This is a genomic window from Pseudoalteromonas xiamenensis (genome assembly GCF_030994125.1).
In the GTDB taxonomy this organism is placed as follows: Bacteria; Pseudomonadota; Gammaproteobacteria; order Enterobacterales; family Alteromonadaceae; genus Pseudoalteromonas; species Pseudoalteromonas xiamenensis_B.
In genome coordinates, this window is sequence record NZ_CP099917.1 from 2,700,530 (window position 1) to 2,712,500 (window position 11,971).

At 45.5% G+C, this 11,971-nt stretch carries 2 protein-coding genes; one reads left to right on the plus strand and one right to left on the minus strand.

The window, feature by feature from the left end:
- The first annotated feature begins 62 nt into the window (after positions 1-62).
- A complete protein-coding gene (locus tag NI389_RS12565) occupies positions 63-10,640 on the plus strand; it encodes a tandem-95 repeat protein (RefSeq protein WP_308360233.1) in 10,578 nt (3,525 codons plus the stop codon).
- A gap of 392 nt (positions 10,641-11,032) precedes the next feature.
- On the opposite strand, the gene NI389_RS12570 is transcribed toward NI389_RS12565, so the two are convergent.
- Entirely contained in the window at positions 11,033-11,893 is an 861-nt protein-coding gene (locus tag NI389_RS12570) for a YicC/YloC family endoribonuclease (protein ID WP_308360234.1), read from the minus strand.
- Between the last annotated feature and the right edge of the window lie 78 nt (positions 11,894-11,971).

The window sequence follows — 11,971 nt, forward strand, 5'->3', positions numbered from 1 at the left end:
TCCATAAAGGTAAACGTTTTTTGGAGTTGGGGTATTAGCTATATGCAAGTAGGAATGAAAAAATGAAGCTAAATAAAATCACCGGTATTCTCACTAAGGTGTTCGTTGCCAATATTGCTCTGACCTACAGTAATGCGATGGCTGCAACAATCAATTATTCTACTAAATCTGATATATCAGGTCAGGCAAATCTTAGCCATACAGATGGTTTTACCTACGTGCTAGATGCTGGCTACTCGGGTGATTCTTATACTAGCCAATCTGATATGCAGATAATCAACTCGGTTGGTGCCTTTTCTAATAATATGGTGCTCGGCTCTGTGTCGGATGTTCAACTAGACAGAGCGTATAAATTTTACACGAGCAATAACAGCAATAACTTTAGTCTAGATTCTTTTATCATCTACGCGAAGAATTCAACAAACACAAGTAGCTATGAATTAACGATTGTCGGTAATGATGATTCAGGTACAGAGTTCAGTGAAACCATATCAGTTCCTTCTTTTGGCTCACCTGGGCAAACGTTTTCAAAGAGTTATCCCGGTGACTTCTCTGATGCTCGATGGCAGAATGTAGATGAAGTGCAATTCCACTTTAAAAATACGGCAACGAATGATTATGACACTCAATTTGCTATACATACGATTGTAACTGGTCCAGCCGTCGCGGCGAATACAGCACCCGTGGTTGATTTAGACTCAACGTCTGGAAGCGATGACAACACCATTAGCTTCTCAGAAGGCGGTGGTGCGGTCAATGTCGCATCAAATGCCGCTGTCACCGATGCTGATGGCGATACGATTAAAACCATCACAGTCAGTTTAACCAACGATCAAGATGGGGCCTCAGAAGGTTTATCAGTCTCAGCCGCAGCACAAGATGCACTGGATGGTGTATCAGGTTCTTCGGCGAAATCGTTGCAAGATACCATTAGCATTACGAGCGCTACCGCAACGGCGGCGCAAGTTGCGACATTTTTACAAGCCATTACGTACAATAATACCGCGAGTACACCCAACACCACCGCGAGAACCGTGACGGTCGTGATTAATGATGGTACAGCTAGCAGTACGTCGCGCACGTCGACAATAAGCGTGTCGGATGTCAACGCCGCCAGTTCTACCGCCGCGAGTTTTAATACCACAACGGGCACGAATCTATCACCCGCTATTATATTTGGCAGTGGTGATGAAACACTGACGATAGCGAGTACCAGCCATATTACTGGTTCTACGGCAAATGGCGGCGCAGGAACCGATACGTTATCTGTGCCTACGGGGGCAGATTTAACAGGGTTTACCTCATTAACGAATTTTGAAACCTTAACACCCGACAGTGGTGCATCCATTACCCTTTCTGAGACACAGCATGAAGCCTTTACCACGATAAATGGTTCGGGCACGAATCAATTTACCATTAGTAGCGCAGATGGTAACGGGATTCTATCGGGTGATGCCGATATTGAAACTTATGTACTAAATGCAGCACTAACATTTACATTAGGGAGCGCATCACAAAATGTGACGGGTGGCAGTAGTGCGATTACGGTAAAAACCGGTGCTGTAACCGCATCGGGCACACTAACCGGTAGCAGCAGTAGCGACACGTTACAGTTGGCAACAGGCGCAAGTATCGCGGGTGCAACCATCAGCGCGTTCGAAACGCTTTCATTGGACAGTGGTGCTTCAGTGACGATGACCGAAGCGCAGCACGATAGTTTTTCTACCATTAGTGGCGCTGGCACAGAACAGATCACGATTTCAACCGCAACGGATGGTTTCACTGCCGCAAGCAATATTGAAACTTATGTGTTAGGTGCGGCCAATACGGTAACGTTATCAAATACTGGTCAAAGTATTACTGGTAGCAGCGGAAATGATACCGTAAATGCAGGTAGTCTAAGTATTACGGGGACATATAACGGCGCAAGTGGCACGGATACACTGAGCCTTTCAACTGGGGCTGACATTTCAGGCGCAACCATCGTTAATTTCAACAACTTGACGCTGGCGAGCGGTGCATCAGTGACGATGAAAGCAAATCAACCCGCCAAGTTTGCAGGTACAATCACAGCTGCAGGTAACGAAACTATTACGATTACTGGTGATGGCGATTTCACCACGTTAAGCAATATTGAGACGTTTACCGTTAATGACCAATCTACGAACGCAAGAACTATCACACTAGGGTCGGCTGGAACATCGGTTACGGCAACATCGTCAACTGATGCAATCACATTTAATGTGGGGTCGTTGACTTATACAGGAACTTTAACTGGTGAAAGCAGTGTCGCTGACACCGTAACCCTGTCTTCTAGCGCAAATATTGCGTCTGCCACACTAAATAATATTACCAATTTGACTTTAGCCAGTGGTGCAAATGTTTCGATGACGACTTCGCAACACAGTGCATTTAGTGGAACCGTGACGGCGGCGGGCAGCGAAACAATCAACATTTCTGGCGATGGTAGCTTGACCACGTTCAGTAATGTTGAAAATTACTCTGTTGATGATGACTCGACTAATAGCCGAACGATTACAGTTAGTAGCACGGTGAGTGTGACGGCAGGTTCATCAACCGATGCAGTCACATTCGCACTTGGAGGTGCAAGTTACTCAGGCACGTTAGTCGGCGAGGCGTCTGTTGCTGACACGGTGACTGTGTCGGATGGTGCGGATGTAAGTGGCGGTAGCTTTTTTAATATTGGGACTCTGAGTTTACTTTCAGGTGCTAGCGTTGCAATTGATTCTGCCAATCTCAGTGATTTTAGCGCATTCACGGGCTCCGGGGGCAGTGAAACGCTAAAACTCATGGATGGTGGCACTTTTGATTTCTCATCAGAGACAGTTTCTGCGATTGAAACGGTAGCCATTGGCACTAACAGTGCCTTTACCATAACGCTGAAAGATAACTTTAATAGTGATGGTCAAGCAGTGGCAATCACGAATACTACGGGAAGTGCTATCACCAATGCGTTATCGATTAATGCCAGTGCGTTTAGCGGTGACACGTTAAACATTAGCGCAACGGATCTTAACGGTAATGATACTTTTGTTGGTGGAAGTGGTGCGGATACTTTACGCCCAGGCGGTGGAGCAGACTCCTTAACGGGTAATGGTGGCAACGACAACTTTATTGGTAGCGCGAGCAATTTAAATGGCGATACCATCACGGATTTGGCAATCGGCGATACTATCACAGTGACAGGTGTTACTGGATTATCAACCAGTAACGTCCGATTCAACGGCACTAGCACGTTGGAAGTGGATACCAATGCGACGGACTTTAGCTCAGCTGAAATTTCACTGTCGCTGACGAACTCTCCGGGCAGCACCTTGGACTTCACGGTGGCAGACAGTGGCAGTGATACACTAATTACCCTGATTGCTAAAAATGAAAAACCGACTTTCAGTAATTTAAATGGTGCGTCTACCTTCACTGAAGGTGGCTCCGCAGTGGTTATTGATTCAGATGTTGTGGTTTCCGACACTGAACTTGATGCACTGAACGCGAGTAATGGAAATTACAACAATGCGTCGTTAACCATAGTGCGTAGTGGCGGGGCAAATTCAGACGATGTCTTTGGTAACTCAGGGTTGTTATCAACACTTACTGAAAGTGGCACGTTTAGCTACAACAGCACTGAAGTGGGTACCGTGACAACAAATTCGGCTGGTACCCTAAAGTTAACCTTTAATAGCAACGCAACGTCAGCGTTAGTTGATAATGTGCTGCAAACGATCACTTATTCGAACGCGTCCGAAAATCCAAGTACAAGTGTAACGCTTAACTATACCTTTAATGATGGCACGTCAGATAGTACGGGCACCAATCAGGCCTCAGTGACGATAACGCCTGTAAACGATGCGCCTACAGATATTAGTTTAGCTAATAGCTCAGTAGATCAATCTGATACTGCGGCTAATTATAATATCGGGGCGCTCTCAACCACGGACGTTGATGATAGTAGCTTTACGTATACGCTCACTACAGGCTCAAGTGCTAACGGTTCATGTACAGCAAGTACAGGCAATGGTAGTTTCCAAATTAATGGTAGTAACTTAGAGGCCAATGCAGCACTCTCAGCGGGTAGTTATATCGTCTGTATTCAAACAGATGATGGTGATACAACGTTCCAAAAATCGTTTACGATCACGGTTAACGATAACGTAGCGCCTAGTGCGCCGTCTACACCAGACCTAGATGCGGCTTCCGATAGTGGTACATCGAGTACCGATAATATAACTAACGATACAACCCCAACGTTCAGTGGTACTGCCGAGGCGGGTGCGACGGTTGAACTCTATAGTTCTTTGGCTGGCGCGAGCGCTATTGGCTCAGCAACTGTGTCGGGAAGCGGAAATTGGCAAATCACAAGCAGCGTCCTGAGTGAAGGGACACACACGATTACAGCGAAAGCCAAAGACAGTAGCAATAACGTCAGTTCAGCGTCGGCGGGGCTTAGTGTTGTAATTGACACAACAGTACCTTCGATTCCAGCTATTACTACACCAATAGAGGTTGACGATAAGGTTAACGCATCGGAAGATGATACCGTACTTATTGAGGGTTCCGGTGCTGAGTCTGGTGCAACGGTTACGGTGAAGATTAGTGATTCGGGTTCTGGAGAAGTAAGCACCACAACGACAGCGGATGGCTCGGGTAATTGGACATTAACGGGCAAAGAATTGAATGTGAGTACGTTCAATAATGGCGATCTTACCGTTACTGCATCGCAAAGTGATACTGCGGGTAATAGTTCTAGTGCAGCGACTAAAACAATTGCGCTTGATAATGTGGCTCCAACAGGGCACAGCGTCAACATCGACCAATCATCAATAACAAAAACAAATGAAGCTGCGCTGAGTTTTACGTTCGCTAGCGCAGAAATAGGTACAACGTTTACATATAAATTAAAAGACGGTACATCAACGATTTCGAGTTCGAGTAGCCAAACGATCACCAGTGCAACGCAGCAAGTGACCGGTATCGATGTCACGAATTTGAATGAAGGGACATTAACCCTAGAAGTAATCGTGACGGATAGTTTCGGTAACGACGCTACGCTCGTTTCAGATACGGTAAATAAAAGCTACATTGTTGCACCGACAGCGGTAAATGACTCGTTTAGCACCAACGAAGATACAGCTAAGCAGTTTGACTTATTAGCGAATGATTCTGACGCAAATGGCGATATGGTCGCTTCGTCAGCGGCACTCAAAACGCAACCTACAAAAGGCTCTATTAGCATTAGCAGTGGTGTAATCACCTATACGCCGAACAAAGATGTAAATGGTTCCGACTCCTTTACTTACACGGTAAAAGATGCACTTTCGCAAGAGTCTAATGTTGCAACGGTTAGCATTACTATCACCGCCGTTAACGACGTGCCTACTGCAAAAGACTTGGTCATTAACACGGATGAAGACACACCTAGTGCTGCCTTAAATGTGCGCAGTGAAGCAACCGATGTAGAAGACACAAATCCAACAGGAGACCTAACGATAGTCACTCAGCCGACTAAAGGAAGTGTGGCGATTGACCAACAAAACGGCACCTTTGTATACACGCCAAATGCCAACACCAATGGCCCAGATAGCTTTACCTACAATATTAAAGACAGTGAAGGTGGTGTGTCTTTGAACGCGAAGGTGGATGTCAATGTCGGTGCCATCAATGATGCGCCAGTAGCCAATGCCGATAACAAAACCTTTGATGAAGACACCAGTACCACCTTGGATATTTTGAGCAATGATACTGATGTTGAAGACAGTGCATTTAACAACAGCAGCATAACGTTGCAAGATGTAGGGCAAGGTGCCGGTGTATATAGCTTTGCAACCGTCACGATTGCAAGCGATGGCACACTGAATATCGTGCCAAAAGCAAACGTAAATGGGCAACATACGTTTACCTACTCGCTAAAAGACAGTGGCAGTGCAACATCGAACGCGGCAACCGTCACGTTGAACATTACACCGATTAACGATGCCCCTGTCGCCGTTGATAACCAGGCGCAATTGCTGGAAGATGGCTCTTTCGAAGTCAACGTGTTGGGTAATGATACCGATGTTGATACGGGCGATAGCTTTAATTTGAGCTCGCTGACCGTCGTCAAAGCCCCTTCGCAGGGTAGTACGCAAGTGACTCAAACCGGAGCCATTGTCTATACGCCGAATAAAGACAGCAATGGAACGGATACCTTCACTTATACTGTGGAAGACAGTCATGGGGCTGTTTCCAATGAAGCAACGGTCACCATGACCGTAACGGCCGTAAATGATGCGCCGTTGGCAACAGGGCAGTCCCTCACGGTTAATGAAGACAACACTTTATTGATTACGTTAGCTGCGTCTGACATTGATAAAGATCCCCTCACTTATAGCATCGTTACAAGTACCCAAAATGGTTCACTGACAAAACAAAGTGATACGACTTGGTTATACTCACCATCCGCGAATTATAGTGGTGCAGATAGTTTCGTCTTCAAGGCAAGTGATGGCACGGTTGACTCTAACCAAGCTACGGTCAATCTTACGATAAATGCGGTGAATGATAGCCCAGTTGCGAATTCTGATTCGGTCAGCGTGGATGAAGATACAACGCTGAATGTGACGTTAAGTGGCACTGATATTGAGGGAAGTTCGCTGACCTATAAAATCGGCACGTCACCGAGCCACGGTAGCGCAACAATTTCTTCAGGCACGCTAACGTATATACCAGAAGCGAATTTCAGTGGAACGGACAGTCTAACCGTCGTAGCCAATGACGGCGAGTTGGATTCATCTCCAGCAACGATTCAAATTACTGTAAATGCAATTAATGACGCGCCAACTATAACGGGTACGCCTTCAGTAACGGTAAATGAAGATTCAGCTTATCAGTTTACGCCAAGTGCTTCTGATATCGATAAAGACACACTGACCTTCTCAATTACAAACAAGCCAAATTGGTTAAACTTTGACTCAGGGACAGGTACGTTAAGTGGTACGCCGTTAAATGAACAGGTAGGAAGTTATACGGGGATAGTCATTTCCGTTAGTGACGGCCAAGCCACCACTTCTTTACCCGCGTTTACTTTGACAGTCAATAATGTCAACGACGCGCCTGTTATTAGCGGTGTGCCAGCGACCACGGTGAAGCAGGACAACAACTATTCGTTTACACCTACAGCAAGCGATGTTGATTCTCCGAAATTGGTGTTCTCTATCGCGAATAAACCAGCTTGGGCGAGCTTTGACTCGAATTCTGGTACTTTGGCTGGTACGCCAACGAGAGACGATATTGGTACTTACAATGGTATTGTTATCTCCGTGAGCGATGGGCCTTTATCAGCCTCGTTACCGAGTTTTGCTGTTCAAGTGCTTCCTGTGAATTCCGCTCCTATCGCGAAAGATATGCAGATAGCCCTGAAAGAAGATGGGACAACCAGCTTTGTAGCTTTAGTGAGCGATATTGATAAAGATCCACTCGGTGTGCAGATTGTCTCGCAGCCGTCCAATGGTCAAGTGAGAGTCCAAGGCACAACGGTTACCTACACACCTAACGTGAATTTCAACGGAATAGACACGTTTAGTTATCTTGCAAGCGATGGAAAACTAACCTCGAATACCGCAGTTGTAGGGGTGTCGGTTAGTGCCGTCAACGATGCACCTGTGGCGAATGATGATCAATTCAATTTTTCTATTAATGCGGATAACCGATACACCCTTGATGTTCTGGCAAATGACTCGGACGTGGATGGCGATACGCTGACCATTATTGGTGCAAAATCTTCGCTTGGCAGCGTTGCTATCGTCAATGGTGCACTTGAACTACAAACTTCAGGTGTCATTAATGGCCCGATTTCCTTAAGTTATCTCATTGAAGACAAGGCGAAAGCAAGAGCAAAAGCAAACGTTTCATTGCAATTAAACTCATCAAACAGTGGTGGACCCACGATTACTGCGCCAGCAGACTTAACCGTCAGAGCGACAGGACTCTTTACCAAAGTTGACTTAGGGGTAGCGACGGCATTTGATGCAAGTGGTTTACCTCTGCCTGTTTCGCTGGTGGAGGGTAAAACGATATTCCCACCAGGAAGCCATTTAGTATACTGGCAAGTAACGGACAGCCAAGGTAGAACTGAATTTGCAACTCAAACCGTACGTGTGGAGCCATTAATCTCTATAAGCAAAAACAGCACGGTTGTTGAAGATAGTCAAAACAGTTTCAGTGTTTTTCTTAATGGTACATCTCCAAGTTACCCTGTAGAAGTTGCCTATTCAGTTTCAGGAACTGCGACGTCAGCGGATCACAGCTTAACGGATGGCGTGGTGGTCATCGACTCAGGCACGCAAGCAACAGTTAATTACGATGTGTTTGCTGATGAGATCGTTGAGGGCACTGAAACCATCGAAGTAACACTCAGTTCCGGGTTGAACCTTGGTGCGAAGTCTTCAACTCGTATCGATATTGTCGAGCAAAATGTCGCGCCAGCGTTATCACTTAGTGTTAAGCAAAATGGTGAAGAGCGTAATTTAGTCACTCAACAAGGTGGCGAGGTTTCACTGGTTGCCAATGTGGTGGATGTGAATCCTAATGACGAGGTTAAATTAGAATGGGTTGTAAAAAATGCCCCATTCGTCAATCAAAGTGGTGACCCTCTTCAATTTGTCTTTGACCCGATTAACACTGCACCGGGTATTTACCAAATAGATGCAATTGCCAGTGACAATGGGTCGCCTTCGTTGACGAGCAAGAAATCGAGCTTCATTGAAGTCATCGAATCTTTGCCTCAACTTGGCGATCAAGATTCGGATGGTGACTTAATACCTGATTCTCAAGAAGGTGTAAAAGACAGTGATGGAGACGGTATTCCTGATTATCTCGATGCAATTGAAGATTGTAACGTGATTCAGCAACGTGTAACGGATCCAAACCAATTCCTTACAGAGGGGTCTCCAGGCGTATGTCTCAGAAAAGGTGCAAATGTACCTCAGAACCAGTCAGGTGGCGTGGAATTATTTAATTCCGAACTCGCTCAAGATCAAGCAGCTCAAAACGTTGGTGGTATCTTTGACTTCATTGCGAATGGCTTGCCAAATGCGGGGGATGTCTATGACATCGTATTACCGCAGCGTGAACCTATTCCCATGAACCCAGCATACCGTAAATTACGAGGCGGCCAGTGGGGAGACTTCGTTACAGATGGCCAAAACCAGATTTATTCTGCTTTGGGAGAAAAAGGATATTGCCCACCACCAGGTGACTCTTCATGGCAAGTGGGATTAACACCAGGCCATTGGTGTGTGCAGTTAAGTATTCAAGACGGCGGACCTAACGACGACGATGGTGTCGCAAACGGAACTATTGTTGATCCAGGCGGTATTGCGGTTATGAATAACGGCAATGCATTCCCTGTGGTGACGGCTGATTCAGCGTCAACTCGGCAAGGCGTTGCTGTGGTCATTGATGTGTTAACAAATGACACCGACGAAGACAACGATGCGCTGACGATAACCAGTGCCGACGTTGACTTTGGTGTAGTTGAAATTGTGGATAATAAAGTACGCTACACACCACCAACGAACCTGCTAGGTACAGCGACCATTTTGTATGGCATTAGCGATAATCGTGGAGGCACGGCAAGTGGGGAAGTTAAAGTTGAAATTAAACTGAATAATCCGCCAACCACTCAACCAGATAGCGCCGAAGTAAACATTGGACAGACCGCAATTGTCGATGTACTTGTGAACGACTCCGATCTTGAAGGCGATGCGTTAATATTAATGGACGCAATTGCTCAACAAGGAAATGTGAGTGTCACGGAAGATCAAAAAATCAAATATGTACCTAACGGAAGCTTTACTGGCATCGATACAATTACATATTACGTGCAGGATGAGCTGGGTGCGGCATCAAGTGGGACATTAACCATGACCGTAAACGCGGAGAATACCAACGTGAACAACCATGTGGAAAGCAAGTCATCAGGTAGTACATCTATTTGGATGTTAGTAATCGGTGGATTGTTTGGCCTGCTCCGACGCATTCGCCATAAAGGATTTTTCCTTGTGCCAATTGTTGTAAGCACGTTAGGCTTACTGCAAAGCCCACAAGGCTATGCTGCGCAGAATTGGATGCTTGGAGGGGGATTAACCACCGCTAAAGCGACCGGTATTTCTTACCCGAGTAACTGGCAAGGTCAATCATCGCAAGTCGATGACTCTGCGACCGGTTACTATCTCAGTGCAGGTTACACCTTTATGGAAAACTGGGTTGCTATTTTCCAATATGAAGATTTAGGAACTGCTTCTAATAACTTCATTTTGCCAGCTTCTTCTGGTGAAGATGGGCTTTATGCTGCGCCTGTTTTAGGGAAGTCGGCTTCGCTTGTAGTACGGTATTCACTGCCTTTGAGCACTGATTTTTCCGTTGATGTGGCGGCAGGTGTGCAAAAATGGGAAACCGATATTAAGGCGACCATTAATGGTGGAAATAAGCTTACAAAGTCTTTTGATGGCACCGATCCACTGGTGAGCATTGGTGGTAACTACAAGGTGTCTGAACATACGTCAATCAGAGCGCAATTTCAGTTTGAGCAACGTGAACGGAACGATGTCAATACACTTATGCTTGGTGTAGAACGTCGCTTTTAAACTGCATCATCACTCATTGATGCGAAAAGCCAGTGCCTGTCACTGGCTTTTTATTTTCAAACAACACCTATCACTGAGCCAACCGAGATCCTGTTAATGAATCGATTTTTTCCTGACCATTGCACAACGAATCCACGTTGGCTTGCGAATATTCAAGGCTAAGGCCTACTGACTAAGTCCTTTTGTACATTGCAGATAATGAAATGGCCGATGAGCGTCACAATGGGGAAGTGGATATATGCTACAAAAAATCGTTGAGACTGATGACATCTTCACTGATATCTAAATAACACTAGTCGCAACGCATTAAAGGGTCGAAATTGAGAATGTGAGAAACTGAGGCGTTTTATAGAGGGACAGATTGAAAGAAAAACCTGTCCCGACGAGTAAAGTTACTCAATGTTCTGGATCTGCTCTCTCATCTGTTCAATTAACACTTTAAGCTCAACCGCAGCGTTAGTTATGTTGGTATTAATGGATTTTGATGCCAGCGTATTTGACTCGCGATTAAATTCTTGCATCATAAAATCTAAACGACGGCCACATGCGCCACCTTTTTTAAGGACTTTATTAGTTTCTTTCACGTGCGAGCGAAGTCTGTCTAACTCTTCTGCAACGTCTTGCTTTTGGGCAAGGTAGATCAACTCTTGCTCTAGTCGGCTTTCATCGATGTCCATTTTTAACTCATCTAGTCGCTGAGTGAGTTTGTCTCTTTGCCACTGATTAATTTCAGGGAGGTGAGTCTCTACCACGGCAACCTGCTCGAGAATTGAGTCAAGACGAGTTTGGATCATCTCTTCAAGATTTGCACCTTCGCTTGCTCGAGCTGCTTTAAAGTCTTCAACTAGTTGATCAAAACCGTTAAGTAATTCACTGTTTACTGAATCAAGATCAATCTCTTGTGCTTCCATTACACCCGGCCAGCGGAGAATATCGACTGGATTAATGTCGCCGCCACTTAAATCTTTTACCCAGTTTGCGCTGGAAATAAGTTGTTTAGCTAACGTTTCATTGATAGTCAGTTCGCCAACATGGGCAGGGTTTGCGGTGAACTTTAAAAACACTTCCACTTTACCACGTTGCAATTGCAGACGCAGACGCTCACGGATCACGGGCTCGAGTCCTCTAAATTGTTCTGGGGCTCGAATGAAAGTTTCAAGGTAACGTTGGTTTACAGAGCGGATTTCCCATACTCCAGTACCCCAATCACCTTTAACTTCGCGACGGGCATAAGCGGTCATGCTATGGATCATAAAAGTTCCTAATTAATATACATATCTAAACTATCGCATTATAGCCTAAACCGAGTTGTACTCCATAGGCAATGACAA